Raw genomic sequence first — 26,511 nt, 5'->3', positions numbered from 1 at the left:
ATGCCTGTAGCATTGCTCCTGCTGATCGCGGCCGGGCTCGGCTGGGCCTGGTGGACCGGGCGCCTCAAGGGGCTGGCCTTCGAGGACGGAATCGCCGGGGCGGCTTTCCTGCTTGGGATGCGCTTCGCCACCACGGGCAAGCCGGCCCTCGGTCTTCCGCTGGTGGCCGGGGCGACGCTCTGGGCTTTCTATCGGCGCAAGCGTGCGCGCCCCCTGTCCATGCCGTTGGCCGAAGCGCGCCAGCTGCTCGGCGTCGACGAGAGTGCCAGCCTAGCCGACATTCGCGACGCCCATCGCCGGCTGATCGCCAAGGTCCACCCGGACACGGGCGGATCGGCGGAGCTGGCCCACCGGGTCAACGTCGCCCGCGACACCCTGGTGGAGGAAATGAACCGCAGGACGCCTCGCGCGTCTTGAAACTTTCACCCATGCCGGAGATCTCCATGAGCCATCGCTTCCATCCGACCTCGCTTCGCGAATATGACATACGCGGGATCGTCGGGGAGACGCTCGGAGAGGCGGACGCCCACGCGATCGGCCGCGGCTTCGCGACTCTCGTCCGGCGCGGCGGCGGCACGCGGGTCGCGGTCGGCTATGACGGGCGGGAAAGCTCGCCCGTCCTCGAAAAAGCCCTGATCCGCGGCCTCAACGAATCAGGCGTCGATGTCGTCCGCATCGGCCTCGGACCGACACCGATGCTTTATTACGCCGAGGCGGAGCTGGAGGTCGATGGCGGCATCATGATCACCGGCAGCCACAATCCCGCCCACTATAACGGCTTCAAGATGGTGATGTTCGGCGACGCCTTCTTCGGCGAAGACATCCAGAAACTGGGCGCCATGGCGACCGCGGGCGACTGGGAAGACGGCGAGGGGACTGTTGGCGATGCCGATATCATGGATCTTTATGTCGATCGCCTGCTTCAAAATTTCGATGGCGGAGCGTTCCGCATCGGCTGGGACGCCGGCAACGGCGCGGCGGGCCCTGTGGTCGAGAAGCTGGTCGCGCGTCTGCCCGGCGAGCACCATCTCCTCTATACCGACGTCGACAGCCGCTTCCCTAATCACCATCCCGATCCCACCGAGGAAAAGAATCTCGAGGATCTAAAGGCGCTGGTGGCCGAACGGCAGCTCGATCTCGGCTTCGCTTTCGATGGCGATGGCGACCGCATCGGCGCAGTCGACGGCGAGGGACGCGTCATCTGGGGCGATCAGCTCCTCTCCATCCTCGCCGAACCGGTGCTGGAAGAAGTGCCGGGGGCCACGATCATCGCCGACGTTAAGGCGAGCCAGGCGCTTTTCGATCGAGTCGAAGAATTGGGCGGTAAGCCATTGATGTGGAAGACCGGTCACAGCCTCATCAAGTCCAAGATGAAGGAGACCGGCGCCCCGCTGGCCGGTGAGATGAGCGGCCATATCTTCTTCGCCCACGATTATTACGGTTATGACGACGCTCTTTACGCGGCGGTGCGGCTGATCCGGGCGGTGACCCGGCTCGGTAGTTCGCTGACGGCGCTCCACTCGGCCATGCCCGACATGGTCAACACGCCCGAGATGCGTTTCCAGGTCGACGAGAGCCGCAAGTTCCCGGTGATTGAGGAAGTGCTTGATCGACTCGAGGCGAGCGGCGCGGAGGTGAACCGGACCGACGGCGCTCGCGTCAACACCGACGACGGCTGGTGGCTGCTGCGCGCTTCCAACACCCAGGACGTGCTGGTCGCTCGCGCCGAAGCGAAGACCCGCGACGGTCTCGATCGCCTCGTCGGGCAGATCGACGAGCAGCTTTCCCTGTCGGGACTGGAGCGCGGCCCCCAGGCGGGCCACTAAGCTTCAGGCAGCTTCGCGGGAGCGTTCGGACAGGAAGTCGAGCAACGCCTTGGCCGACATCGGCCGGCCGATGAAATAGCCCTGCCCGGTGTCGCAGCCCATCTGTTCGAGCAGATGGAGGCAGGCCGCCTCCTCGATTCCCTCGGCGACCACCTTCATGCCGAGCTCATGCGCCAGCGCCACCGTCGAGCGCACCATGATCGCATTGCGAGAGTCGGTGCAGATCGTCTGGATGAAGCTCTTGTCGATCTTTAGCTCCGTTGCCGGAAGCTTCTGAAGGTAGCCGAGCGAGGACTGGCCGGTGCCATAATCGTCGATCGAGATGGCCACTCCCAGCGCCCGCCAGCTCTCAAGGGCCGCGATCGCTTGCTCGGGGCTGTTCATGGCGGCGGATTCCGTCACCTCGATCGTCACCCGGCCTGTCGGCACAGCGCTTCTCGCGAGTATCTGTCCTACCAGTTCGATGAATTCATGATCCCTGAGCAGGGTCGCGGACACATTCACGGCGACGCCGATGGGATGGCCCTCCTCGCTCCAGCGGAAAGCGTCCTCGAGCGCCTGCTCCAGCACATGGACCGTCAGGTCGCGGGCGCGGCCATGTTCCTCGACGAGCGGAACGAAGCTGTCGGGAGCGATCGGCCCGCGCTCGGGATGCATCCACCGCACCAGGGCCTCGACCCCCACAATCTGGCCGGAACGGATATCCAGCTTCGGCTGATAGGCATTCCAGAGCTGGCCGGATTCCATCGCGGCATCGAGCTCGCCCAGCAATGACAGATGCCAGTTGGTCTCGTCGCTGTCGGCATCGACGAAGCGCTCCCACCTTATGCCCTTCTGCGACGCATGAAAGGCGGCGAGGGACGCGTTCGCGACCAGCTGCTTGGCATTGCCATGTTCCGCCGTGGCGAGGCCGAAGGCGAGCGTCACGTCGACAAGACGGCCGCATTCGACAGGCGAGCGCATCACTGCCGCGATGGCGTCGATCCGGTCGTCGAGGCTTTCCTCATCCCCCGGTCGTTCGATCCAGGCGAGGCTGGCCTCGTCGGTGCGGTAAATGTCCGTTTCCGCCTTGGCGAAACCGAGCCGCTCGGCCACCCGAAGGACGAGACGGGCCGTGGCGTCGGGACCGAGGCCGGAAGCGATGGCGGCGAAGCGGTCGATCCTCGCCACCACCACATTGGCCGGCGCGCGCGCGGTCGCGATCTCGAGCGCGGCCAGGTTGGGTAGCCCGGTCGCCTCGTCGGTCAGCGCGCGGCGCAGATATTGCTCGGCGACGAAAGCCGCACCGCTGAGCAGAGCGGCGGCCGCCAGCACGGCCAGGGCCGGAGCAAGAGGCAATGAGATGGAGAATAACGCCTCCGTGGCAAGCGGAAGGGTAAGAACACCTAGCGTGCTCACGACAAAGAAGGCGGATCCAAGCCGGCGGGACCGGATGCCGAGGCTCGCGGCGACGAATATCAGGGCGAGCAAAAGCGGGTAGACGGCGCTCCATTGCCGCGGGACGGGCCCGGCCAGCAGCGTTTCGGCCGCCAGCACCTGGATCACGACGCCGGGAATCACGCCGTGGCGGGGGACAGCATAACGATCGCCCATCTCGACGGCAGTGGCGCCGATCACGACCCGCTTGCCGGCCAGCGCGGCGTCAGGGATGTTTCCGCTGACCAGATCGACTAGGCTGTGGCGGGGAATACTGCTCGGCTCGATCGCATAGTCGATCCTGAATTGCCGCCCGATTCCGGCCTGGCGTTCGGCCACCATGCTCGCCAGCGATGGACGGGGGACGCCGGCGGTATCGAGGCCGAGCGGCATGTGCCGGATATAGCCGTCCGGGTCCGGAAAGACATTCACGGCGGCAAGAAACGCATTTTCTTTGAATGACTTGATCGGTATATTATCAACATAGTGCGAAGAATTCGAGCCCGCATATTGTCGGAATGTCGGCAGCACGACGCTGCCTCGGGCCCGCTCCAGCGCCGCGGCGAGACGGTCGTCTTCCGCCGGGCGGGACGTGGCCGAGAAATCGACGTCGAAAGCGATCGAGCGCGCCCCGGCGCGATGGAGGCGGTCGATAGCTGCGGCGTGGATGCGGCGCGGCAAGGGCCATTTGCCGAATTCCGCTAGGCTGCGCGCGTCGATCTCGACGATGTGGATTTCGCCGCTCGCCGGATGGGACCGGATCCCGTCGCGCATGTTCCGGAGCAGCTGATCGAGACCGGTGCCGGCGCCACTCAGCAGCAGGAACAACCCCAGCAGGCCGGGCAGCCAGAAGATGACTCTCCGGCGCCAGCGCGCAAAAAGAGGACTGAGACGGGCTAGATCAAACATGTCGAAGGCTCCCGTCCGCGACCGATGGTTCGGCCGCGGACGGTTGGCACCCATCTTCAGCGAGGGATGAAACGCCCGTCACCGGCATCCCTCAATTTGTCCAGCAGCGTTTCGACCGAGCCTGGGCGTTCGCCATCCGTCGAAGGCGGCGGTGTCCCGGATCCCGGGACGTCGGACATGTCCAACTCGTCAACCGGCTGGGAAACGTCACCGTCGTCACCGGATTTGTCGTTGTCGCCGCCGCCGCTGTGATCGTCGTCATCATCGTCGTCGTCGCCGCCGCCGCCGCTGTAATTGTCGTCACCGTCGTCGCCGCCGCCAGGACCGCTGTGATCGTCGTCGTCATCACCCATACCGGGCTTGTCGTCGTCACCGCCCTTCCCGGGCTTGTCGTCGTCATCGCCCTTCCCGGGCTTGTCGTCGTCGTTTCCGTGTCCGTTGTCGTCGTCACCGGGTTCAGGCTCTGGCTCTGGCTCTGGCTCTGGCTCTGGCTCTGGCTCAGGCTCCGGCTCGGGTTCCGGCTCAGGCTCGGGTTCGGGTTGCGGCTCAACGGGAGGTGTCGGGACCGGCTCGGGCGCAGGCTCGGGATCAGGAGCAGGCTGCTCGTCGGCCGTCTCGTTCGATTCATCAACGACCAAGGCGGTGGCGAGTTGCAGCGTCGCGTCGCCGCTCAGCAGGCCGTCCGTCACGTCCGATAAGGACTGCGGGCTCTCCGAAACAGGCGCGGCGATGCGGACGCTCGTGTCGGAGGGACCCGAATAGCTCGAGGAAGTTTTAGGCGGCGGAGTGGACGTGACGGCGCCTTCCACCGGAGCCTGATCCGACCGGATCACCTTCGCGTCGTCGCCTTCGACCGTCAATTGGTAGAGATCGCTCGCGCCGACGAGAGCGATGTCGCCGGGCGTGATAAGCTCCGCCGCGCCCCCATCCAGCGTCGTGACCTCCACCGCGCCCGCGGTGACCTGAACCGAGGCTCCCTCGGCGCCTACCGTCACCGTGAAGGTCGTCCCTTTCACGACGGCCGCGAGATAGGGCGTCTGCACTCCGAAATGCGGCGTGCTCTTCTTTTCGATATTGAAGAGGGCTGTGCCGAAATCCTCGATGATCTGCATTATCTTGTTCGGCGAATCGGCGGCCGGCACCCTCAGCTGGCTGGAGGGCGAGACGACCACAAACTCCTGGCCGCGAACGATCACGGCGCGCGCTTTGGGGCCGGTCGCGATGACCGCGCCCGATGACAGCAGTGCGCCCTTGGTCGCGGCGCGGGATCGCCCATCGTGGGTGAGGTGGACGTCGCCGGTGACTTCGCTCACCTTCCATTCGGGAGCCGCGGCGAAGGCGCCGCTGTGAACGGCCATCAGGACCGGCGCTAATCCCAGAACGATCTTACGCATGTCGATTCCTTTCCCCGTCACGACCGCAAAACTGCGGCTTGAGGGACGTCCTCACTCTGCCCGATAGAGCAAGAGGACTTGCCGGCGACCTAAGGGGATCAGTTAATTCGCCGATAATTAGTTGGCGTATAACGAAAAATTAGAATTGCTCGGGTAGTCGCGGCCTTAACCCAACAAGGGGTGGAGCCATCGATGACCCTGCGATGCATCCGATTGATAATGGCCGCGACGGCGGCAATCTGCCTGGCGCAGGCCCCGTCACTCGCCTCGCAGACGCCCGCCGATCGCGCCGACCCATCGGTCATCGAAGAAGAATTGCTGGACCAGCAGGTGCCCACGCCGAGGCCGAGCGAGCCTCTTTCGATACAGCCCGAGCGCCAGCCCGACGTCGCGGTGTCGGGCTCGGTCGTCGCCGGTGCAATTCTGGTCGAGGGCGCCGAAGCCCTGCCCGCTTCCGCCTTTGCTCCGGTCATCGCCTCCTATGCGGGACGCCCGCTCACGAGCGCGGACATGCAGGCGCTGGTGACCGACATCGCCAATGTCGCCCGCGGCGCCGGATTTGGGCTGGCGACCGCCTGGATACCTCCACAGAAGGTGACGAACGGCGTTCTTCGCGTGCGGCTCGACCCAGGCCGGGTCGACGCCATCGAAGCGGAAGGTGACGCCGCCGATGTCGCACGACGCTTTCTCGCTCCGCTCGCCGACGGGCGACCGGTCCGCACGGGCGAGCTGGAACGCCGGCTGCTGCTGGCCGGCGATATCGCCGGCATCTGGGTCGGAAACGCTCGCCTCGAGCGGCGCGGCGAGCGTAATATCCTGCATGTCGATACGCGCCGGGACCGGATCCGGGGCCGGGCCTATATCGACAATTGGGGCTCGTCCGCGGTCGGGCCGGTGAGCCTCTCCGCCATCATCGAAGCCAACGGTGTGCTGGCGGACGACGATCAGCTCATGCTCGGCGGCGTGATCACGCCCTTCGAGCCCGAAGAGTTCCAGCTCGTCCGGGCCGGCTATTCCAAGGCCTTGGGCATTGATGGAACGACGGTGGGTCTCGGCGGCTATGCCGCCTGGTCGGAGCCGGGCGGCGTTCTCTCCGGCAGGGATGTCGACAGCAGCAGCTATCAAGGATCGATCGACCTCCTTCACCCGCTGCTGCGGTCTCGCGCCGCAAGCCTTTGGGGCAAGGTGGAGTTCGCTCTTCGTGACGCGACGCAGAAGCGGACGGGCGACGTCACGCGCGATGATCGGGTGGCGAAGGTCACCGCCAGCGCGCTGGGTGTCGCCAAGGTCGGCGACGGTCGCGTGCGCGGGCTCCTCGCCGTCGTGCAGGGGACCGGCGCGTTCGATGCGACCCGCGAGGGCGATCCCGACGCCTCCCGTCCAGACGGCAGCGCCATCTTCACCAAGCTCGAGCTCTGGGCCGAATATCGGCAGCCGCTTGGCAACAGCTTCAGCTTCCAGCTCGAGGCCCAAGGGCAGGTCGCCTCGCGGCCGTTACTGTCCAGCGAGGAAATGGGCCTCGGCGGACGAAATTTCCTGCGCAGCTTCGATTATCGCGAAGCCTCGGGCGACAAAGGCATTGCCGGCTCAGCAGAGCTGCGCTTCGACCTCGAAAAACTGCCCGCCCCGATCGAGACAGCGCAGCTCTATGGCTATGTCGATGCAGGCTCCGTCGGCAATTACGGAGACGGGCGGGGCGGCGCGACACTGGCGTCAGCCGGCGGCGGCGTCCGGATGGACCTCGACGATATTTCCATCGGACTCGAGCTCGGTTTTCCGCTGACCGACAGCCCCTTCTCCGATGGCGATCGGAATCCGCGGCTCTCCTTCACCATCAGCACCCGTTTCTGAAACGGTCCGCGTTGACGCGGGAGGGCCTTACGTTAAGGGAAGGTAATGGCCCTCCCCCCTCTGTTCAGCCGGCTGCGGCTGCCCGTCATCGGCGCGCCGCTTTTCATCGTGTCGAACCCCGATCTCGTCATCGCCCAGTGCAAGGCGGGGGTCGTCGGGTCGTTCCCGGCGCTGAACGCGCGTCCGCAGTCGGTGCTCGACGAATGGCTCCACCGTATTACCGAGGAGCTCGCCCAATGGGATCGAGACCATCCGAAGGCGCCGGCCGCGCCCTTCGCGGTCAACCAGATCGTCCACCGCTCCAACAGCCGCCTCCAGGATGATCTGGCGACCTGCGCCAAGTGGAAGGTGCCGATCGTCATCACGTCGCTCGGCGCGATCGAGGAGCTCAACCACGCCGTGCACGGCTGGGGCGGGGTCACGCTCCATGACATCATCAACGACCGCTTCGCGCGCAAGGCGATCGAGAAAGGCGCGGACGGGCTTATCGCCGTGGCCGCCGGAGCAGGCGGCCATGCGGGACGGCTATCGCCCTTCGCCCTGGTGCAGGAGATCCGGGCCTGGTTCGAGGGGCCGCTGATCCTGTCGGGCGCCATCGCTACCGGCCGCGCCATCCTCGCCGCCCAGGCGATCGGCGCCGACCTCGCCTATATCGGTTCGGCTTTCATCGCCACGGAAGAAGCCAACGCCACCCCCGGGTACAAGGGCGGGATTACCGCCGGAAAAGCAGGCGACATCATCTATTCGAGCCTGTTCACCGGGGTTCACGGCAACTACCTTCGCCAGTCGATCGTCGCCGCTGGCCTCGATCCCGACAATCTGCCCGAGGGCGACCTCAAGACCATGGATTTCGGCACCGGCGAAGGCAGCAAGAAGGCGTGGCGAGACATCTGGGGCTCGGGTCAGGGGATCGGAGCGATCGACGAGGTGCGGTCGACGGCAGACTATATCGAACGCCTTGTTACCGAATATGCCGAAGCGAAGGCCGCGCTCCTAGAACGGGCAGGCTAGACGCGCAGCGTTCGGAGCGCATCCCGCCACCGTTCGGACAGTCGGGTCGGCCGGCGGCTTTCGCGATCGACATAGATATGGACGAACCGGCCTTCCGCCGCCGCTTTCGGCGCGTTCCCAGCAAAGACGCCTAACTGATAGATAACGCTTGAGTTTCCGACATGTTCTACGGCCAAGCCAATGTCGACGGCTTGCGGATAGGACAAGGCAACGGCATAGCGGCAGCCCGTCTCCACGACCAGGCCGATCGGATCGCCCCGGCGCGGATCGAGCAGCCCGGCCTCGATCAGCCAGCCATTCACGGCCGTGTCGAACCATTGATAGTAGACCGTATTGTTGACATGCCCATAGGCGTCGTTGTCGGCCCAGCGGGTGCCGATTTCGCGCCAGGCCTTGTAATGCTCGCGTCCTTTCAGCGCCTCCCGAGTCACAGCGCCGCCTCATAAAGGCGATAGGCATCGGCTTCGCCGATTGGACATGGATTGTTTACCAGCAACCGCTCCTGCTTCATCGCCTCCCGCGCCAGAAGGTCGAGATCGGCGGCCGAGACGCCGACGTCCGACAAACGCTGCGGTAGACCGGTCCGGCGGGACAACTCGCCCAATCGCTCGACGAACGCCCGCGCCTGCGCCTGTGCCCCGACCTCTTGCAGGCCGGGGTCGAGCAGCGCGCCGAGCTCCGCATATGACGTCATGGCGGCAGACATGTTGTGCCCCAGAACATGCGGCAGCATCAGCGCGTTGGACAGGCCATGCGGAACATGGAAATGCCCGCCCAGCGGATAGGCGAGCGCGTGAACGCCGGCGACTGGAGCGTTGGCAAAGGCGACGCCGGCGAGATGGGCGCCGAGTAGCATCGCACTGCGCGCCTCGATGTCGTCGGGCCGATCGCACACCGTCGCCAGATTCGCGGCGAGGAGGGTCAGCGCCTCGCGCGCCAGCATGTCCGATATCGGGTTCTTGAGGCGCGCGGACGTATAGGCCTCGATCGCGTGAACCATGGCGTCGATGCCGGTCGCGGCGGCGACGTCTCGTGGAAGGTCGAGGGTAAGCGCGGCGTCGAGAATCGCCCAGTCGGCGACCAGCGCCGGGCTGCTCACTCCCCTCTTCTCCGCGCCCGCCACCGTGACGACCGAGACCGGAGTCGCTTCCGAGCCGGTCCCGGCCGTAGTCGGGATCAGGACCAGCGGCAGGCGATCGCCCATGGCCTTGTCGACTCCCCAGAGCGAGTCGAGGTCGTCCCCGCTGCCGATCAGATAGGCCGCCAGCTTGGCGACATCCATCGGGCTGCCGCCGCCCAGCGCGACCACGGAGACGCAGCCTCGGGCCACGCCTGTCTCCACCGCCTTCATCAGTGTCCCGCGCGAGGGGTCTTGCTCGATCGCGTCGAAGATAACGGCCGTCACCCCGGCCGCCTCGAGCGCTTCCAAGGCGGCACTGGCCAGACCCAACGACAGGATCCGAGCGTCGGTGACGAAGAGGCATGGTCCGTCGGGGAGAAGCTCGCCGAGATGCCGAGTCGCCCCCTCCCCCGACAGCAGCCTTGGGCCATAGCTGAACCGGTAGTCGGTCATGAATGCGACGCTAGCCGGACCGCCGGGACCAGCGCAATCGTCAGAAGGAGCGTTCCAGGCGATGCAGCAGGCTGCGGGCAGGGCTCGGTTGCGGCTGGACGTCCGCGCTGCCCTCGTCGAGTCGCCGGACCCTCGCATAAAGGTCGCTGCTCGACCGCACGAGATGCAACGCCGCCTCGGGCAGCTGCTCCAGGAAACCGGGGTCGCTCTCCGCCGCCTCGCCGAGGCGTCGCGCGGGCTTACGCGCCTGCAGGGCGGTCAATTCGCCAGCTTCCACCGCGCGCTGGGTCAGCAGCCAGGCGATGACGTGCATCAGCCGCGTCGTGACTTTCAGCGACTCGCAGGAAAATCCGACTCGCACGACGGGATCCAGCGCCATCCGGTCGTCGCGTCCATTGCGGTCGAAATAGGCCCGCGCCTCATCGGCGAGCACCATCGCCTCGACATAGAGCGAGTCGATCAACCGGTGGGTCATCTGGCTGCGGGCTTCTTCAATCGCCATAGACGGACAGTGCCACAGGAGGCGGCCGCGGTGAACGGCGAAAATGGGTTAAGCCGTTGTGGCGATGTCGTCGGTCAGGCGATGATGTCGGGGACGAGCTGGTCCTCGAGCAGCGCGATCTCGTCCTTGAGGCGGAGCTTGCGCCGCTTGAGCCGGGCGAGCTGCAGCTGATCGGCCGCCAGCGTGCTCCTCAGCGCCTCGATCGCGGCATCGAGATCGCGATGTTCCATCTTCAGCTGAATGAGTTTCGCCGCCGCGCCGGGGTCGCCGTTCTCATTCGCTGCCATGGCCGCCCTCCCGCTACTCAAGCTTAGTCTTTTCCGGGTATAGATTCCGGGTATAGATAGAGCATCAACGGGTCGTCGAACAGGGATGACCGACTGTCTGATCAGGGGAGACAAGCCCGACCTTCCACGTTCTAATGATCCATACGACACCAGGCAGAGGAGATGGGAATGCAAAACGCGCATATGTCCGCACTGGAGCTGAAACATGCTGGTCTCGACGCTCGCATCAGTGAAGAGAATCAACGCCCCCATCCGGACATGGCCACGCTTTCCCGACTGAAAAAAGAGAAGCTCAGGGTTAAGGAAGCGATGCTCGGCATCTAGCCGAGCAGAGCTAGCGCGGGCGCTATGGCGCCCGCCGACCGAGGGGCTTTCGAGCCATCAGCGGATCGACTTCGACATCGAAGTTGACGCCGACCCTGCCCTTTTTAATCCATGCCACCTTCCCGGCGACCGAGCCGATCCCGCGAACCGTGACGATCACCGGCTCTCCGGGTACCGCGACACCGTTATAATCAGCCATCAGGCCAATCGCCGAGAGATTGCGAACGCGCACGGACATCGGCTCGCCAAGCGCGTCGTCGACCCTTTGGATCGTCGCGGAAAGAAAAAGGCTGTCCCGGCTGGACGTGCGCCGGGTGGGCGGCCTGGCGACTCCGCCTTGGACGATCTTGGTGTCGATCACGGACGGCTACCTATGCGGACCGCCTCCATGCGCGGCCCGCCCGAGGCCTAGCCTCAAATAGTCGAAATCGGGTTAACGTGTGGCCCGTCAGTCGTCGCGGGAAACGCGTTCCTGCCGCTCATGCCGCTCCTGCGCCTCGACCGTCATGGTCGCAACCGGACGAGCTTCGAGTCGGGCGAGCGAGATCGGCTCGCCGGTCACTTCGCAAAAGCCATATTCGCCCTGGTCTATCCGGCGCAGCGCAGCGTCGATCTTGGAGATAAGCTTGCGCTGGCGGTCGCGGGTCCTAAGCTCGATACCCCAGTCGGTTTCGCTCGACGCGCGGTCGGTAACGTCGGCTTCTCGGATCGGGCCGCTCTTGAGTTGTGCCATCGTGTCGCGCGATTCGCGGACGATCGCCTCTTTCCAGTCGAGCAGCTTCTTGCGGAAATAGGCGAGCTGGAGCGGGCTCATGAACTCTTCGCTGGCGCACGGCCGATAGCCGGCATCGAGCATCATCCCCACCGCCGGATTATATTGCGGTTCGTAAACGTCATTGAGAGCCGTAGCCATAAACCCCTCCACTCACCTGGCGTCCGGCCTGAAGGCCGGTCCGCGAACCTGGGCGCCGTCCGCTTTTCGCGTTGTGTCGGCACCTGCCCCAGCGCGCCTATAACTTCGCGGCTGGCGAAGAACAAGTCACTCAAAAGGCGATCGAAAATCCCGCGGATTTTCGGAGTGAAGCGTGACATTTTTGTCGCCGCCACGAGCGCCATTGGGCCGCCGGGATCCTTTCGAGGGGGAAGGGGGCCCGCGACTCGGCGCATCGGCGGCGAACGATTAACCACAGTCGAGGGGGACCTGAAGCGCCGGCCCCGTTCATGACTTCGGACACTCTGTCTTCAATTGGGACGGAACACTTCCAAATGGCCATTTGCGAGATGTAATATGGTTAACGCCCTTGCGCTTACCCCCTCCTTTGACATCACTGTTCCTGAAGCTTGGAGCGATGCCGGGTGTTTGGGGTCAATTTACCCGGCGCCGCAAAAGCTAAGAACAGGGTAGGTATCATGTCGATAAAGATGGCCTTGGCGAAACTCGGTGCCTGCACCTGCGGCGGCGCGATCATCGGCGTCGGCGCGATCAACGTGGCCGCGAACCCGCCCGCCAGGCCCGTGCTCGTCAAGGAGGCGAAGGCCGGCGCCGTCAAGCGCTCCGACCGGCCGGAGCGCGTAAAGAGAGTGAAGAGGGTCAAGCGCACCAAGGTCGTCAAGGCGGCCAAACGCAAGGTGACGCCCGTAACCACGGTCACGACGCGGACCGTGACTTATCCGCCCCCATTGCCCTATCCAATGCCGCCGCTCCCGCCCGTGGTCGTCCCGGCCGCGACCGGCGGCGCGGTGCCGATCGTGATCGGCGGCGGGGGCTTCGGCAGCGGCTTCGGCAGCGGCTTCTTCAGCGGCGGTTTCTTCGGCGGCACCAGCAGTGGCAACACCATCTTCACCGCATCGACCAGCACGTCGACCGGCGGAAGTTCTTCCAGCACCAGCGGCGGCTCCACATCGACGTCAACCGGCGGAAGCTCGACATCCAGCGGCAACGTCTCTTCGACGTCGAGCACCAGCGGCGGTTCGACCAGCACCTCGACCTCCAGCGGCAATGTCTCGTCGACGTCCAGCTCGAGCAGCTTCGGCGGCGGCACCAGCACATCGAGCAGCACCAGTTCTTCGACATCGAGCAGCACCAGCTCCTCGACCTCGACTTCCAGCAGCACCAGCTCGTCTACGTCCAGCGGCGGCTCGACGAGCACGTCCACGGGCGGCGTGCCGGTCCCGGCGCCGCCCATCGTCATCCTGTTCGGTGCCGCGGCGGCTGCCCTGGTCGCGCGAAAAAGGCTCGCCCGCTCGGCGGACTAGAGCCTCGGGGGGAATCCGGACAGGAAGAAGGCCGCGCCCGACCCTTTCAGGCGCGGCCTTCACCTGTTCCGACGAGGCTGATTACTCGGTCGGTTCGGTCGACTCGGTCGCCTGCGCGGTGACGGCCGTCCCCGTCTCGGTCTCCGCGGCCGCTTCGACAGCGAGCGCGGGAACGGCCGCGGCCACCTGGGTCTGGAGCTCGGCAGCGGTCATGGCGATCACCGGACCGCTCGGACCTGAGCCGAAGGCCGAGACGGGAAGCTGCACCAGCGAGTTGCCGGCCAGCTTCAGGGTCGCGAGCTCGCCCTCGACCTTCTGGATCGAGCCGACAAAGCCGCCGCTCGTGTCACGCACCATAGCGCCGACGGTGACAAGATTGTCCGCCTTGGCCAGGCTCTGCTCGACGGCGGCGTTCACCTGGGCCTGGGTCATCGCCATGATGAACCCGTCCTCGACGGAGGTGAACGAGGCTTTGGGCAGGCGGACCTCATGCTTGTCCGTCTTGAGGATGACAAACTCGCCATCGACGCTGGTGATCGTGCCGACGGCGCCGCCGGCCGTGTCACTCACCTTGGCGCCGCTGGCGAAACTCGCCTGGGCGAGGGCCGGCTGCAGCGCGGCCGAGGCCAGCAGGGCGGCGGAAACGAGAAAAGTCTTGCGGATGGTCATGGTCTCTCCTGAATATAAGCCTGTCCCGCTATAAATCATTGGAACTGAACAGAAACTGTCTTCCAGACAAGCGGGGGAGCGTCGCCGCTCCCGCGGCCACGAGAGGCACGTTATTCAGCGCGGATGATTTTTTCAATCTCTTCGACGGGGTGACCGGTCAGATCCTTGGCGATCTCGCCGGCGAGCCGCTTCTCCACTTCCTTGTGATAATGCTTGCGAAGCTCGCCCAGGGTTCGAGGCGGCGCCACCACGATCAGCGCGTCGAAATCGTTGCGCAACGCCCGCTCGCGCAGCAGATCGGCCGTCTCCGCGGCAAAGCGATCCTCCTCGATCTGGTGGAAATCGGCTTCCTCCATGGCACTGCGTCCGTTGCCGACACTCGCGAAGGCGCGGCCCGGGCTGTCGGTCTTGATGTCGCGGTTGGCCGGATTTTCGCTTTGCCTTTTGCGTTCCACTTCCAGCTTCAGATAGTCGCTGTCTCCATCATTGCGGAAAAAGAGCATTTTCTCGCCGTCCGCGACGACGACGAAGCTGTTGTGCGGAACGCGCATATCGGTCTCCTCTGGATTTACTCCGTCAACGCCGGAAATGTGGCGATAGTTGCCGCCGCGAGGCTTGCCTCGCCCCCGCCCCAACGCATAGCTAGGACCGATGCGCATCCTCCTCACCAACGATGACGGCGTAAACGCGGCCGGGCTCAAGGTATTGGAAAAGATCGCCAGGGAATTCTCCGACGATATCTGGGTCGTGGCGCCGACCGAGGAGCAATCGGGCGCCGGCCACTCGCTGACCCTTACCTTCCCAGTAAGGCTCAGGAAGCTGGGCGAACGCCGCTTCTGCGTCACGGGCACGCCTACCGACTCGGTGATGATGGCGATCGCCTGGATCATGAAGGACGATCCGCCCGACCTCATCCTCTCCGGCGTCAACCGCGGCGCCAATCTCGGCGAGGACGTTACCTATTCCGGCACCGTTTCCGCGGCGATGGAGGGCGCGCTCGCCGGCATCCCCTCGGTCGCGCTCAGCCAGGCCTATGCTCGCGAAGGCATGGGCGACACCGTCCCCTTCGCCGCCGCCGAAGCATGGGCGGACGAGGTGCTGCGCCCTCTCATCGCCGCGCCAATGGCGCCCCGCACGCTCGTCAACGTCAACTTCCCGGCCCTCCTTCCGACGAAGGTCAGGGGCATCCGCGTCACCCAGCAGGGCCTTCGCGATTACGGCCGGCTGCGCATCGTCCAGCGCACCGACACGCGCGGCTACGACTATTTCTGGTTCGGCCTCGGCCCCATGATCGAGACGCCCGGCCACTCCACCGACCTCGAAGCCGTCGCCGACGGCTATATCGCTGTGACGCCGCTCCATCTCGACCTTACCCATGGCCCCTCTCTCGGGCGCCTGGCGGAGCTTTATCCCTGATGCCGCGCCGCCGTCGCCGCAGGGGGCCGGATTATTCTACCCTGCAGCGCAAGGGAAGCCTTCCCGTCTGGGCGCAGATCAGCTGGCGGGCGCTGTTCGTGGTAGCCCTGCTCGGCGTCGCCGTGGCGGTGCACTGGTTCGAGCGCGACGGCTTACGCGACAATTTCGACGGGCACATCAGCTTCCTCGACGTCGTCTATTTCACGATGATCAGCGTCACGACTACCGGCTATGGCGACATCGCCCCAGTGAGCGACCAGGCGCGGCTGTTCGACGCGCTGATCGTGACCCCCATCCGAATCTTCGCCGTGCTGATCTTCCTCGGCACGGCCTACAGCTTCGTTTTCAAACGCACATGGGATAGATGGCGCATGGCGATCATTCAGCGGAACCTCCACGACCATATCGTCGTCGCCGGCTACGGCACCAGTGGCAACCAGGCGGTGGACGAGCTCATCGCGCGGGGCACGGACGCATCCTGCATCGTCGTCATGGACGCCGAAGCGGCGGCGCTTGAACGGGCCGAGTCGCTTGGCTGTGCGGTGATGCAGGCCGACGCAACGAGGGACAAGACACTCACGGCGGTCCGGATCGACCGCGCCCGCGCGATGATCGTCTCCGCCGGCAGCGACGACACCTCGATCCTCATCACGTTGACCGCCCGCCATCTCGCCCACGATATCCCGATCAGCGTCACCGTCCGCAATTCCGACAACGAGCTGCTCGCCCGCCAGGCCGGCGCGACAACCGTCATCAATCCGGTGAGCTTCGCCGGCCTTCTCCTCGCCGGCTCCACCCATGGGGAGCACATCGCCGACTATCTCGCCGACCTCGCCACCAGCAGCGGCCGCGTCCAGCTCGCGGAGCGCATGATCGGCCCCGACGAGCACGGCAAGCCGCTCTCCGAGGTGTCGAAGGGCATCGCGGTCCGCCTCTACCGCCAGGGCAAGCCCTACGGTTTTTGGGAGCCCGAGGCGGAAATGCTCATCTCCGGCGATGTCATCGTCGAGATCGTGCCGACCACGAAGGCCGAAGCGGAACCGCGCTGAATTCGGCGCCGGTGGTCGCCCCGGCGAAACGACTCATGCCAATAACGACGGTTCCACGGGACGAGCCGAAAACAGACCGGGAACGGAGATTTTCAAGGGTGGTTTTGGCTTTGGGCGGGGACCGCGGGGGCCCCTTCCTATCCATCCTTGTCACCTCGCAATCGCAACGGAGCACAGTATGCACCGCAATATCTTCTTTGCCACCATCCTGATCCTGGCCGCCCCGGTCGCAGCCGCGGATATCCAGCAGCCGCCGACCGATCCGCCGGCGGGCCAGACGGAAACGCCACCTGCGGAGACGAGTCCGGCTACCGAGGGTGGGGACGGTTTCGCGGCCCACGACACTGACCAGAACGGCAGTCTCAATCAGACCGAATTCTCGGCTTGGGCGCGCACGCAGGCCTGGGATTCGCCGCCCAGCGATCAAGATCTGTCGGCCGTCTTCACCCAGGCCGACGCCGACGGAAATGGCGAAGTCAGCGCGTCGGAATTGGCCGCGTTGAAATCGAACCCGCAATAATCAGCGGACGGGAGCGGCGGTGGAAAATCCCACCGCCGCTTTTTTTTGCCGTACGACAAGCACCAACCCCCACCCTGTGAATGATGTCGATGCATCGCTTCCTTTGAGGCTGGCGCCGGCCTGCCGATCAACAGCGCTCTAGGAAAATGCCGCGTCTGCCCCTATTTGGGCGCCACTCATGGTAACGACGCTCCCTTCTCCGCCGAAAGTCGGCATGGTTTCGCTCGGCTGCCCCAAGGCGCTGGTCGATTCCGAACGCATCCTGACCAAGCTCAGGAGCGACGGCTATGCGCTGTCGCCCGATTACGACCAGGCGGACGTGGTGCTGGTCAATACCTGCGGCTTCCTCGATTCCGCCAAGGAGGAGAGCCTCGCCGCCATCGGCGAGGCGATCGCCGAGAATGGCCGCGTCGTCGTCACCGGCTGCATGGGCAAGGAAGCCGACCTCATCCGCGAGCGCTTCCCCGAAGTGCTCGCCGTCACCGGCCCGCATCAATATGAGCAGGTGGTGGGTGCGGTCCACGAAGCCGCGCCGATGCCGCCCAATGCCTTCCTCAACTTGGTGCCCGAAGGCGGCCTCAAGCTCACCCCGCGCCACTACAGCTATTTGAAGATTTCCGAGGGCTGCAACCACCGTTGCAGCTTCTGCATAATCCCGTCGATCCGCGGCGACCTCGCCTCCCGCCGCCCCGACGCCGTCCTGCGAGAGGCCGAAAAGCTGGTCGCCGCCGGCACGAGGGAACTCCTGGTCATCAGCCAGGACACCTCGGCCTATGGCGTGGATCTCAAACACGGCTCCTGGCCCTGGAAAGGCGGCGAAGTCCGCGCCCACATGACCGACCTCGCCCTCGAGCTTGGGAAGCTCGGCGCGTGGGTCCGTCTCCACTACGTGTATCCCTACCCGCACGTCGACAAGGTCATCCCGCTGATGGCCGAGAGGCTGGTCCTCCCCTATCTCGACATCCCTTTCCAGCATGCGAGTCCTAAGGTGCTCAAGGCCATGAATCGCCCGGCCAACGAGGCCAAGGTGCTGGAGCGGCTGAAGGGCTGGCGCGAAATCTGCCCGGACATCACGATCCGCTCCTCCTTCGTCGTCGGCTTCCCCGGCGAGACCGAGGAAGATTTCCAGTATCTGATGGACTGGCTGGAGGAAGCCCAGCTCGACCGCGTCGGCGCCTTCCGCTTCGAGCCGGTCGAAGGCGCCGCCGCCAACGCCCTCCCCGGCGCCGTGCCGGAGGAAGTGAAGGAAGAGCGCTACGCCCGCCTGATGGAAAAGACCGCCGCCATCTCCGCCGCCAAGCTCCAGGCCAAGATCGGCCGCACGATCGACGTCATCATCGATCTCGCCGACGGAGAAGGCGGCGCCACTGGCCGCTCCAAGGCCGACGCGCCCGAGATCGACGGCGAAGTGCACCTCCGCGATGCCCACGGCGTCGGCCAGGGCGACATCGTCCGGGTCCTCGTCGAGGACGCCGACGAGCACGACCTCTACGGCGTTCCGCTCGCCTGACCGGCAGCCGCTTCGCGCCCCGGCTGCGGTGGACCGGTCTACGGGTCCGGGAACATCAGCGGCAGGTAGGCTTCAAGGCTCAAAGGCGTAACGGAGACGAGCGCGGGCTTGGCCGCCGAGGGGGCAGGGCAATCTCCAACGCTCTGCCGCAGAACCGCCTCGAGCCGCGCCTTGAGCAGTGCAGGGTCGCCCCTGCCTTCGGAAGCCATGAGCTCGGCCAGCTGGCGGATCAGCAGGTCGGCGGCCCGGGAGCGATCGGTCTCGGTAAGAAGGAATCTGGACATGACAGCCGACTGGCGCGATGCCGGATGGAGTCCAAGCCGATCGCGACGAACGGCAAGCCTGCGCGACGAGCGTCAGCCCGGCACATCCGATCGCGATTTCATCAGCGCCATCACTGCATGGCGATGATTGCGCCCGACCGGGATCAGGGCGCCGCTCTGCATCCGCGTCTGGAGCGCGCCGTAGCGCGAGCGCGCCAGCGCCACCACCGCGTCGCGCCGACACAGGGCGGAGCGATGCGTGCGAACGATGCCCGCACCGGCCAGCATCTTCGCGGCGGCGGTGAGGGTCATGCGGATCGTTCCACCGCCGTCCTCGTCGGCCGTATGGACGCGGATATAATCACCTTCCGCCTCCACCCATTCGATCAGCTCGATCGGGATGCGCACGCGCTCGCGGTGACGCTCCACCCACAGCGCATCGGCCGCCCCATCGGAAGCGATTGCCGGCGTCGGCGCCCCACGCCTATCCTGCCCGGCCAGGAAACGTTCGCTACGAAGGGCAAGGAAAACGGCGCAGCCAGCCAGGTAGTAGCCGAGCCAGACCATCAGCCAGCGACCGCTCTGCGGCAGGCTCGCGACAAGCCCGCGCGCCGGGTCGGCGTTGAGGTCGATCGCGGTACGGGCCACGGCGACGGCCACGGCGGCAAGCATCGCCCGACTCAGGATAAGTTTCGCATGGGCGGCGAGCGGCGCGGTCGCCCGCTGGGCAAGTCCGCCGATCATCGATGCGAAGAAGGCCGTGCCGAGGAGGCTGCTCGCCAAACGGTTGAGCTGGAACGCGTCGAACGCCAGCGGATCGCGCAACCACGAGCGCAGCGCGCTGACGCCGAAGATCAACAGGAAGAAGGCGGCTGCAAAGGCGAGAATCGTGCGCCGCGGCAAATCGCCTCGCCGAGCATCCCCGATCTGTTCGTCAGTGCCAGGGGCGCACGGCATCTTCATTATCACTCAACGACTCTGGCACGCATATGGGAAGGTTGGCTGCGGCACGCCACCCCGGCGGAAGGCCCTCGCGGTTCTTACGGTAATTCGCCGGACTCACTTGATGGAAAGGACAGTTGCCATCCCCGCCGCCAAGCTCCCGGGCTGAGGTCGGCCGTTCGGAAGGCGCGACCCTCTTCGGCGCGCCCGCCTAGGTGGCGGTGCTTTCCACCTTCTCGATCGGCGAATGCTGATGGAAGGCGAGCTTCCATCCCTCGGCACGCCGCACATAGGCGGAACTGATTAGCGCGTCGTAGGCCATATCGTCGGCGCGCTTCACACTAGCCCGGTAGCTGATGATCGCGACATCGTCCGCGGGCTGGAGCAGGTTGCGGTCGGAAATGCGCGAGCCCTTCCATCGGTTCGGCATCTGCGCGGTCGCCGCGATACGCTCGCGGGGATGAACGCCATGCATCTGCCCCATCTGCGGGAAGGCCAGCAGGCATTTCTCGTCGACATGATCGAGGAAATGCTACTCGCCCTTCAGCCAGAACCCTTCTTCGATCGCATAGAGGTCTTCTTCCATTGACACATTGCACCTTCCTTTTCGTCGCTCCGAACGTGGCGGGCGCCGGGCCGTTCCGCTAAGGCCGCCTGATGATCGACCTGAACAACCTCCTGAAGCCCGACCAGGGCCAGCCCGCCACCCTCCTCCATCTCGTCGACAAGAAAGGTTTCGACGCCTGGCTCGGTGGCCAGCCGGAAAGGGTGCGACAGGCGGTGTCGGCGCAGGGTTTCAAGGGAGAAGGGTTCCAGCTCGCTATCCTGCCCGGAGAAAAGGAGGGCTGGTCCGCCCTGCTCGGCGTCGCCAACGTCGAGGAGCTCAGCCCCTGGTGCCTCGCCAAGGCTGCGGAGGCGCTATCCGAAGGCACCTATCGCGTCGCCGATCGCGGGCCCGGTCCGGCGGTGCTGGGTTGGCTGCTCGGACAGTACAAGTTCGAGCGCTACAAGAAGGAGCCGTCGAAGAAAGGGCCGCGCGTCCTCCTCACCGACGAACCCGCGCGGATCGACGAGACGGTGCTGAGCGCCGAGGCCACGAACCTCGTCCGCGATCTGGTCAACATCCCGGCCGGCGCGCTCGGCCCCGCCGAACTGCAGAAGGCGGCCGAAGAGGTCGCCGCCGAATGCGGCGCCAGCGTCATCATCACCTCCGGCACCGACCTCGTCTCGGGCTATCCGATGATCCACGCCGTCGGCATGGCGGCGACAGCGGAACGCGCGCCGCGTCTCATCGAGTTGGAATGGGGCGATCCGAAGAACCCGCGCCTCGCCCTCGTCGGCAAGGGTGTCGTTTTCGATTCGGGCGGCCTCGACATCAAGCCCGCGGCCGGCATGCGCCTGATGAAGAAGGACATGGGCGGCGCGGCACATGCCCTCGCGCTCGCCCGGCTGATCATGAAGAGCCGCCTGCCCGTGCGCCTCCACCTCCTCATCCCCGCGGTCGAGAACGCCATTTCCGGCGGCGCCTTCCGTCCCGGCGATATCCTCAGGAGCCGCAAGGGCCTTACCGTCGAGATCGGCAATACCGACGCCGAAGGCCGTCTGATCCTGGGCGACGCCCTGGCCAAGGCCGCCGAAGGCAAGCCCGAGCTGATCCTCGATTTCGCGACCCTGACCGGCGCCGCCCGCATCGCTCTCGGCCCCGACCTTCCGCCCATCTTCACCAATCGCGACGATCTCGCCGAGGCGCTACTGACGAGCGGCGAGGCCGTCTCCGACTGCGTCTGGCGGATGCCGCTATGGAAACATTATGAGGAGATGCTCGCCTCCGACGTCGCCGACCTCGGCAACGCGGCCGACAGCGCCATGGCGGGCTCCGTCACCGCCGCGCTCTTTCTACAGAAATTCGTGCCGGAAGACATTCCCTGGGCCCATTTCGATACCTTCGCTTGGCGCCCCGCCGCCAAGCCCGGCCGACCCAAGGGCGGCGACGCCCTTGGCCTCCGCGCCGCCTGGCACATGCTGAGGGCCCGCTATCGAAAATGAGACGGAAATGCCCGTCCATGCGTCGAAATTCCGGCGGCTTAACGAAACGATTTGCGTTTTGACTGGTTTACCTTCCGAAACATCACTCGCGCGAATATCGGAGAAACATCGTGTCGGAACGCGCGCTGAAGAACTGGATGCATACGCTGATCGGCTATGTGCGGTCCGGTCAGCCTGATCTCACCAACCGCCAGATGGCCTTGATGCTGCTGGTCTATCTCACCCCCGGCCCGCATACGGTGCGCGGACTGGCGCACATATTGGGCGTTTCCAAACCCGTCATCACGCGCGCCTTGAACACGCTGGGCTCGCTCGGCTATCTCCGCCGGGTCCGCGACGAAGCGGATCGGCGAAACGTCTTCGTCGCCAAGACCAATACGGGACAGGAATTCCTTGACGGCTTCGAACGAAATATCGAGCTGGACGGCTCGTCCCGCCGCTCCGCCAAGGAACGAGGATTCATCCTCCAGCACAGCTGAGCGTTTCAGTCTCGCCGGCCCCTCCCTGATCCTCGACGCGCGCGTCCACGCCTATCGCCGCGACCTCGCCGATGTGGCCCTCGCCGGCCAGCTCTTCGCGCCGCACTACGCCCGCGCGCTCGTCCGGCAGTGCGGCTCGCGTCCGACCTTCGTTTTTTCCACGCCGTCGAGCGAGGGCCAGCCTGCTTCCGAGCTCCTGCCGGGCGAGGAGTTCGCCGTCCTCGAATTCTCCGGCCGTTGGGCCTGGGGCTATTGCCGCCACGACCATTATGTCGGCTATGTCGAGGCGATCGCTTTGGTCGAGCCGCAAGCGCCCACCCACATCGTCGCCGCCGCCGCCGCGCCAATCTTGCCGGAAAGCGATGTCCATGCGCCCGCCATCGGGCATTTGCCGATGGGGTCGCGGGTCTCAGGCCATGAGGGTCACGGCTTCCTCGCCACCGACAGCGGCTTCATCCCTTACACCCATGTGCGGGAATTGGGGGCCTGGGAGCATGACCCGGTGCATGTCGCCGAGCGCCTTCTCGGCTCGCCCTATCTTCTCGGCGGCCGCAGCATCCGTGGCATCGACTGCTCCGGCCTCGTCCAGCTTTCGCTCGGCCTGTGCGGAACGCATGCGCCGCGCGACAGCGACCAGCAACATGTGCTCGGGGAACGGCTCGACCCCGAGGCGCCGCTCCAGCACGGCGACCTCGTCTTCTTCCATGGCCACGTCGCCCTGATGATGGACGAGGCCCGCGTCATCCACGCCACGGCCCATAGCGGCCATGTTACGATCGAGCCGCTGGAAGCGGTCGCGTCGCGGACGGCCATCGTCGAGCGCCGCCGCCTCCGCTAGCCTACATCTCACCTCGCGCGCGGCGGATGGCGTACCATTTGGCGACGTTGGCATTATGCTCGGCCAGGGTGTTGGCGAAGATGTGGCCGCCGGTGCCGTCGGCGACGAAGTAGAGCGCCTCGGTCCTGGCCGGGTTGAGCACCGCCGCGATTGACAGACGGCCGGGATTGGCGATCGGTCCTTCGGGCAGGCCCGCCATCGCATAGGTGTTGTAGCCATTCCGGGCGTCCAGCTCCGACTGGCGGATACGGCGACCGAGCGGCTTGCCCTTGGTGATCGGATAGATGACGGTCGGGTCGGCCTGGAGCGGCATCCCCTTCTCCAGCCGGTTGCTGTAGACGCCGGCCACCATCCGCCGCTCGGCGGGCTTCGCCGTCTCCTTCTCGACGATCGAGGCGAGGATGAGGGCTTCCTCCCTGGTGTCGACAACCGAGTGCGGCTGCCGCTTCGCCCAGAGCGCGTTCAGCTCCCTGGTCATCGCCTCCTGCATACGCTTCAGCACGGTGGAACGGCTCTCGCCCCGCCGATAGCTGTAGCTGTCGGGGAGGATCGACCCCTCGTTCGGCACCGGAATTGTGCCGATGAGATAAGGGACCGCCATCAGCCTCTCGTGAACCAGGATCGACGGCATGCCCTCGGGAATGGTGACGAGGCGCCTGATCGGCTGGCCGTGTTGAAGCTGATCGAGAATTTCCGCGGCGCTCGCGCCTTTTGGGATGAGAAATTCCCCGGCCTGCACCGGATCGGGCGATCCGAACAGGCGGGCCATGGCTCGGAAGGTCGTGGCACTGCCGGGAATGGCGCCCATCGCGTCGAGCTGCTCCGCTACCTTGGTCAAGGTGGCGCCCTGTTCGATGACGAGCGTGTGCGGTCCCTCCTGTGGACCCGCGCTCGTCCACAAGGCGGTATACGCGCCGGCGGCGGCGAGCGCCGCCAGGCCGAGTAAAACCAGCAGCCATCGCTTCACTGGCGCTGACTCACACCGCCCGCATGATCAGGCTGGCATTGGTGCCGCCGAAGCCGAAGCTGTTGTTGAGCACCGCCTTCACCGGCCGTTCCTTGGCCACATGGGGCACCAGATCGACGCCCGCGCAGCCGTCGCCGGGATTGTCGAGGTTCAATGTCGGCGGGACGATCTGGTCGCGCATGGCGAGGATACAGAAGATCGATTCGACCGCGCCCGCACCGCCGAGCAGGTGGCCGATGGCGGATTTGGTCGAGCTCATCGACAAGCCGCCGATGGCGTTGCCGAACAGGCGCCGGACCGCGCCCAGCTCCAGCTCGTCGCCTAGCGGCGTCGAGGTGCCGTGGGCGTTGATATAGTCGATGTCAGACAGATCGAGGCCCGAGCGCTTCACAGCCACCTGCATGGCGCGGAAACCACCGGCGCCTTCGGGGTGCGGCGCGGTGACATGATAGGCGTCGCCCGACATGCCGTAGCCGATCAGCTCGGCATAGATTTTGGCGCCGCGCGCCTTGGCCCGCTCATATTCCTCGAGCACGACCACGCCCGCGCCCTCGCCCATGACGAAGCCGTCGCGATCCTTGTCATAGGGACGCGAAGCCTTCTCGGGCTGGTCGTTGAAGTTGGTGGCGAGCGCCCGCGCCTGGGCGAAACCAGCGATGCCCAGCGGGCAGAGCGCGCTCTCGGCGCCGCCCGCCAGCATCACATCGGCGTCGTCCATGGAGATCATGCGCGCAGCATCGCCGATCGAGTGCGCGCCCGTCGAGCAGGCGGTGACGACGGCATGATTCGGGCCCATCAGACCATATTTGATCGAAACCTGGCCCGAGATGAGATTGATCAACCGGCCGTGGACGAAATGAGGGGATACGCGACGCGGGCCCTTCTCGTGAAGGACGATCGATTCCTTCTCGATTCCCGGCAGACCGCCGATGCCCGAGCCGATCGAAACGCCAGCGCGGTAACGCTCTTCGTCGCCCATGTCGGTGAGGCCGGCATCCTCCAGCGCCTGGCCGGCGGCGTCTATGCCGTAGACGATGAACGGATCGACCTGCCGCTGCACCTTGTGGTCGACGCGCTTGCCGGGATCGAAGCCGTATTCGTGGTCGGGCGCCTTTACCTCGCACGCGATCTGGCAGGCATAGTCGGTCGGATCGAACCGCGTGATCCGGGTGGCGCCGCTTTTCGAAGCGAGGATGTTCTTCCAGCTGGTCTCGACGTCCGGTCCCAGCGGGGTGACGAGTCCGAGACCGGTGACGACTACGCGGCGCATTCAAAACTCCTGTATTCAGACGAAAACGGCCCCCCGGCCTTGCGACGGGGAGCCGTTTATCAAACTACGGCTCGATCTCGCCGGGCCGGACGCCGTGGGCCTTGCGGCTCAGGCCTTGTTCGCCTCGATATAGTCGATCGCGTCCTTGACCGTCATGATCTTTTCGGCGGCGTCGTCGGGGATCTCGACCCCGAACTCTTCCTCGAATGCCATCACCAGCTCGACGATGTCGAGGCTGTCGGCGCCCAGATCGTCGATGAAGCTCGCTTCCTCGGTGACCTTGTCGGCTTCGACGCCCAGATGCTCGACGACAATCTTCTTAACGCGCTCGGCGGTCTCGCTCATATTTTTGCCTTCCCTAGATATCGTTGTCATCCGCCCTAGCCGTTCGCAAAGCCTGATGGCAAGTGGCCGGGGTCATCTCATGGAATTACAAGGCCTTACGACGACGCCCTAGAGCATCGCCATACCGCCGTTCACGTGGAGGGTCTGTCCCGTCACATAAGCGGCTTCGCGGCTCGCGAGGTAAACGGCGGCCGCGGCCACGTCGTTCCCCTCACCCAGCTTGCCAGCCGGAATGCGGCCGAGCAAGGACTCCTTCTGCGCCTCCGGCAACGCGTCGGTCATCGCCGAGGCGATGAAGCCGGGAGCGATACAGTTAACCGTGATTCCGCGGCTCGCGACTTCCTGCGCCAGCGCCTTGGACATGCCGACCAACCCCGCCTTCGAGGCGGCGTAGTTGGCCTGCCCCGGATTGCCGGTCGCGCCCACCACGGACGTGATGGAGATGATCCGGCCATGTCGCGCGCGCATCATCGGTTTGAGCGCGGCGCGGGCGAGACGGAAGGCGGCTTCGAGATTGATGCGGATCACGTCGGACCATTCCTCGTCCTTCATCCGCATGGCGAGATTGTCACGCGTGACGCCGGCATTGTTGACGAGGATGTCGAGCTGCCCCAGCGCCTCGACCGCCTGCGGGACCAGCACATCGACCGCGGCGGAATCGGAAAGATTGCACGGCAGGACGATATGATCGCCGCCGATCTCCGCCTGAACGCGCTTCAGCGTCTCCTCCCGAGTCCCGGAAAGCGCGACCCGCGCACCCTGCCCCGCCAGCGCCTTGGCGATGGCGGAACCGATGCCGCCCGACGCGCCGGTCACCAGCGCCGTCATTCCCGAAAGATCGAACATGC

At 65.6% G+C, this 26,511-nt stretch carries 31 protein-coding genes; 12 read left to right on the top strand and 19 right to left on the bottom strand.

Features of this window, described 5'->3' with window-relative positions; genetic code table 11:
- Complete coding sequence (locus VIR62_RS08175) at positions 1 to 417, top strand: J domain-containing protein (protein ID WP_431870277.1); 417 nt, start codon at positions 1 to 3, stop codon at positions 415 to 417.
- Positions 418 to 443: 26 nt separating this feature from the next.
- Complete coding sequence (gene pgmG, locus VIR62_RS08170; protein WP_431870275.1) at positions 444 to 1,826, top strand: phosphoglucomutase/phosphomannomutase PgmG; 1,383 nt, start codon at positions 444 to 446, stop codon at positions 1,824 to 1,826.
- 3 nt (positions 1,827 to 1,829) lie between these two features.
- Here the strand turns inward: pgmG and VIR62_RS08165 are convergent, their stop codons facing one another.
- Positions 1,830 to 4,151, bottom strand: coding sequence for a putative bifunctional diguanylate cyclase/phosphodiesterase (locus VIR62_RS08165; RefSeq protein WP_431870274.1), 2,322 nt, complete (start codon positions 4,149 to 4,151; stop codon positions 1,830 to 1,832).
- Positions 4,152 to 4,207: 56 nt separating this feature from the next.
- Positions 4,208 to 5,545: a FecR domain-containing protein gene (locus tag VIR62_RS08160; RefSeq protein WP_431870272.1), complete on the bottom strand. Its 1,338-nt coding sequence runs from the start codon at positions 5,543 to 5,545 to the stop codon at positions 4,208 to 4,210.
- A 192-nt stretch (positions 5,546 to 5,737) separates the two neighbouring features.
- Here VIR62_RS08160 and VIR62_RS08155 point away from each other — a divergent pair, with 192 nt between their 5' ends.
- Together VIR62_RS08155 and VIR62_RS08150 are read left to right on the top strand one after the other, a co-directional pair.
- Entirely contained in the window at positions 5,738 to 7,396 is a 1,659-nt protein-coding gene (locus VIR62_RS08155; RefSeq protein ID WP_431870271.1) for a ShlB/FhaC/HecB family hemolysin secretion/activation protein, read from the top strand.
- A gap of 45 nt (positions 7,397 to 7,441) precedes the next feature.
- Entirely contained in the window at positions 7,442 to 8,407 is a 966-nt protein-coding gene (locus VIR62_RS08150; RefSeq protein ID WP_431870270.1) for an NAD(P)H-dependent flavin oxidoreductase, read from the top strand.
- Here VIR62_RS08150 and VIR62_RS08145 read toward each other — a convergent pair.
- From VIR62_RS08145 to VIR62_RS08130, 4 genes are all read right to left on the bottom strand, one after another.
- Entirely contained in the window at positions 8,404 to 8,838 is a 435-nt protein-coding gene (locus VIR62_RS08145) for an acyl-CoA thioesterase (protein ID WP_431870269.1), read from the bottom strand. The two genes, VIR62_RS08150 and VIR62_RS08145, sit on opposite strands and share 4 nt — an antisense overlap.
- On the bottom strand, positions 8,835 to 9,980 hold the full coding sequence (locus VIR62_RS08140; protein WP_431870268.1) for an iron-containing alcohol dehydrogenase: 1,146 nt from the start codon (positions 9,978 to 9,980) through the stop codon (positions 8,835 to 8,837). The genes VIR62_RS08145 and VIR62_RS08140 overlap by 4 nt, the downstream gene beginning before the upstream one ends.
- 40 nt (positions 9,981 to 10,020) lie before the next feature.
- Positions 10,021 to 10,482 carry a DUF1465 family protein gene (locus VIR62_RS08135; protein WP_431870267.1) on the bottom strand — a complete coding sequence of 154 codons (462 nt, stop codon included), beginning with the start codon at positions 10,480 to 10,482 and terminating at the stop codon, positions 10,021 to 10,023.
- Positions 10,483 to 10,556: 74 nt separating this feature from the next.
- On the bottom strand, positions 10,557 to 10,769 hold the full coding sequence (locus tag VIR62_RS08130; protein WP_431870266.1) for a YdcH family protein: 213 nt from the start codon (positions 10,767 to 10,769) through the stop codon (positions 10,557 to 10,559).
- A gap of 168 nt (positions 10,770 to 10,937) precedes the next feature.
- On the opposite strand from VIR62_RS08130, the gene VIR62_RS08125 reads away from it, so the two are divergent.
- Positions 10,938 to 11,093 carry a YdcH family protein gene (locus tag VIR62_RS08125; RefSeq protein ID WP_431870265.1) on the top strand — a complete coding sequence of 52 codons (156 nt, stop codon included), beginning with the start codon at positions 10,938 to 10,940 and terminating at the stop codon, positions 11,091 to 11,093.
- A gap of 22 nt (positions 11,094 to 11,115) precedes the next feature.
- Here the strand turns inward: VIR62_RS08125 and VIR62_RS08120 are convergent, their stop codons facing one another.
- The 6 genes from VIR62_RS08120 to VIR62_RS08095 form a co-directional block, all read right to left on the bottom strand.
- Entirely contained in the window at positions 11,116 to 11,454 is a 339-nt protein-coding gene (locus tag VIR62_RS08120; protein ID WP_431870264.1) for a PilZ domain-containing protein, read from the bottom strand.
- Positions 11,455 to 11,541: 87 nt separating this feature from the next.
- Positions 11,542 to 12,006: an RNA polymerase-binding protein DksA gene (gene dksA, locus VIR62_RS08115; protein ID WP_431870263.1), complete on the bottom strand. Its 465-nt coding sequence runs from the start codon at positions 12,004 to 12,006 to the stop codon at positions 11,542 to 11,544.
- A 412-nt stretch (positions 12,007 to 12,418) separates the two neighbouring features.
- On the bottom strand, positions 12,419 to 12,721 hold the full coding sequence (locus tag VIR62_RS08110; protein ID WP_431870262.1) for a hypothetical protein: 303 nt from the start codon (positions 12,719 to 12,721) through the stop codon (positions 12,419 to 12,421).
- A gap of 57 nt (positions 12,722 to 12,778) precedes the next feature.
- Entirely contained in the window at positions 12,779 to 13,279 is a 501-nt protein-coding gene (locus tag VIR62_RS08105; RefSeq protein WP_431870261.1) for a hypothetical protein, read from the bottom strand.
- Positions 13,280 to 13,430: 151 nt separating this feature from the next.
- Complete coding sequence (locus VIR62_RS08100; RefSeq protein WP_431870260.1) at positions 13,431 to 14,018, bottom strand: hypothetical protein; 588 nt, start codon at positions 14,016 to 14,018, stop codon at positions 13,431 to 13,433.
- A 110-nt stretch (positions 14,019 to 14,128) separates the two neighbouring features.
- Positions 14,129 to 14,569, bottom strand: a complete 441-nt coding sequence (locus VIR62_RS08095; protein WP_431870259.1) for a host attachment family protein — start codon at positions 14,567 to 14,569, stop codon at positions 14,129 to 14,131.
- 100 nt (positions 14,570 to 14,669) lie between these two features.
- Here VIR62_RS08095 and surE point away from each other — a divergent pair, with 100 nt between their 5' ends.
- From surE to rimO, 4 genes are all read left to right on the top strand, one after another.
- Positions 14,670 to 15,434: a 5'/3'-nucleotidase SurE gene (gene surE / locus VIR62_RS08090; RefSeq protein WP_431870257.1), complete on the top strand. Its 765-nt coding sequence runs from the start codon at positions 14,670 to 14,672 to the stop codon at positions 15,432 to 15,434.
- Entirely contained in the window at positions 15,434 to 16,483 is a 1,050-nt protein-coding gene (locus VIR62_RS08085; protein WP_431870255.1) for a potassium channel family protein, read from the top strand. The genes surE and VIR62_RS08085 overlap by 1 nt, the downstream gene beginning before the upstream one ends.
- A gap of 178 nt (positions 16,484 to 16,661) precedes the next feature.
- Positions 16,662 to 17,003 carry an EF-hand domain-containing protein gene (locus VIR62_RS08080; protein ID WP_431870253.1) on the top strand — a complete coding sequence of 114 codons (342 nt, stop codon included), beginning with the start codon at positions 16,662 to 16,664 and terminating at the stop codon, positions 17,001 to 17,003.
- 178 nt (positions 17,004 to 17,181) lie between these two features.
- Positions 17,182 to 18,513, top strand: coding sequence for a 30S ribosomal protein S12 methylthiotransferase RimO (gene rimO, locus VIR62_RS08075; protein WP_431870252.1), 1,332 nt, complete (start codon positions 17,182 to 17,184; stop codon positions 18,511 to 18,513).
- 38 nt (positions 18,514 to 18,551) lie between these two features.
- Here rimO and VIR62_RS08070 read toward each other — a convergent pair whose 3' ends face one another.
- The 3 genes from VIR62_RS08070 to VIR62_RS08060 form a co-directional block, all read right to left on the bottom strand.
- Positions 18,552 to 18,797, bottom strand: coding sequence for a hypothetical protein (locus VIR62_RS08070; RefSeq protein WP_431870250.1), 246 nt, complete (start codon positions 18,795 to 18,797; stop codon positions 18,552 to 18,554).
- A gap of 72 nt (positions 18,798 to 18,869) precedes the next feature.
- Positions 18,870 to 19,679 (bottom strand): LytTR family DNA-binding domain-containing protein, encoded by an 810-nt coding sequence (locus tag VIR62_RS08065; RefSeq protein ID WP_431870248.1) that lies wholly within the window; start codon positions 19,677 to 19,679, stop codon positions 18,870 to 18,872.
- Positions 19,680 to 19,929: 250 nt separating this feature from the next.
- Complete coding sequence (locus VIR62_RS08060) at positions 19,930 to 20,193, bottom strand: hypothetical protein (RefSeq protein ID WP_431870246.1); 264 nt, start codon at positions 20,191 to 20,193, stop codon at positions 19,930 to 19,932.
- Between the two features lie 182 nt (positions 20,194 to 20,375).
- On the opposite strand from VIR62_RS08060, the gene VIR62_RS08055 reads away from it, so the two are divergent.
- From VIR62_RS08055 to VIR62_RS08045, 3 genes are all read left to right on the top strand, one after another.
- A complete protein-coding gene (locus VIR62_RS08055) occupies positions 20,376 to 21,764 on the top strand; it encodes a leucyl aminopeptidase family protein (RefSeq protein WP_431870244.1) in 1,389 nt (462 codons plus the stop codon).
- Positions 21,765 to 21,874: 110 nt separating this feature from the next.
- Complete coding sequence (locus tag VIR62_RS08050; protein WP_431870242.1) at positions 21,875 to 22,243, top strand: MarR family winged helix-turn-helix transcriptional regulator; 369 nt, start codon at positions 21,875 to 21,877, stop codon at positions 22,241 to 22,243.
- Positions 22,158 to 23,081 (top strand): NlpC/P60 family protein, encoded by a 924-nt coding sequence (locus VIR62_RS08045; RefSeq protein ID WP_431870240.1) that lies wholly within the window; start codon positions 22,158 to 22,160, stop codon positions 23,079 to 23,081. Before VIR62_RS08050 ends, VIR62_RS08045 begins: the two co-directional genes overlap by 86 nt.
- A gap of 1 nt (position 23,082) precedes the next feature.
- Here the strand turns inward: VIR62_RS08045 and mltG are convergent, their stop codons facing one another.
- From mltG to fabG, 4 genes are all read right to left on the bottom strand, one after another.
- Positions 23,083 to 24,048 (bottom strand): endolytic transglycosylase MltG, encoded by a 966-nt coding sequence (mltG, locus tag VIR62_RS08040; RefSeq protein ID WP_431870238.1) that lies wholly within the window; start codon positions 24,046 to 24,048, stop codon positions 23,083 to 23,085.
- 10 nt (positions 24,049 to 24,058) lie between these two features.
- Entirely contained in the window at positions 24,059 to 25,318 is a 1,260-nt protein-coding gene (gene fabF, locus VIR62_RS08035) for a beta-ketoacyl-ACP synthase II (protein WP_431870235.1), read from the bottom strand.
- 108 nt (positions 25,319 to 25,426) lie between these two features.
- A complete protein-coding gene (locus VIR62_RS08030; protein WP_431870233.1) occupies positions 25,427 to 25,663 on the bottom strand; it encodes an acyl carrier protein in 237 nt (78 codons plus the stop codon).
- Between the two features lie 108 nt (positions 25,664 to 25,771).
- Complete coding sequence (gene fabG / locus VIR62_RS08025; RefSeq protein ID WP_431870231.1) at positions 25,772 to 26,509, bottom strand: 3-oxoacyl-[acyl-carrier-protein] reductase; 738 nt, start codon at positions 26,507 to 26,509, stop codon at positions 25,772 to 25,774.
- Positions 26,510 to 26,511: the final 2 nt, after the last annotated feature.

Source organism: Allosphingosinicella sp. (assembly GCF_036570505.1).
GTDB lineage: Bacteria > Pseudomonadota > Alphaproteobacteria > Sphingomonadales > Sphingomonadaceae > Allosphingosinicella.
This window is presented reverse-complemented; position numbering and strand designations above follow the sequence as displayed.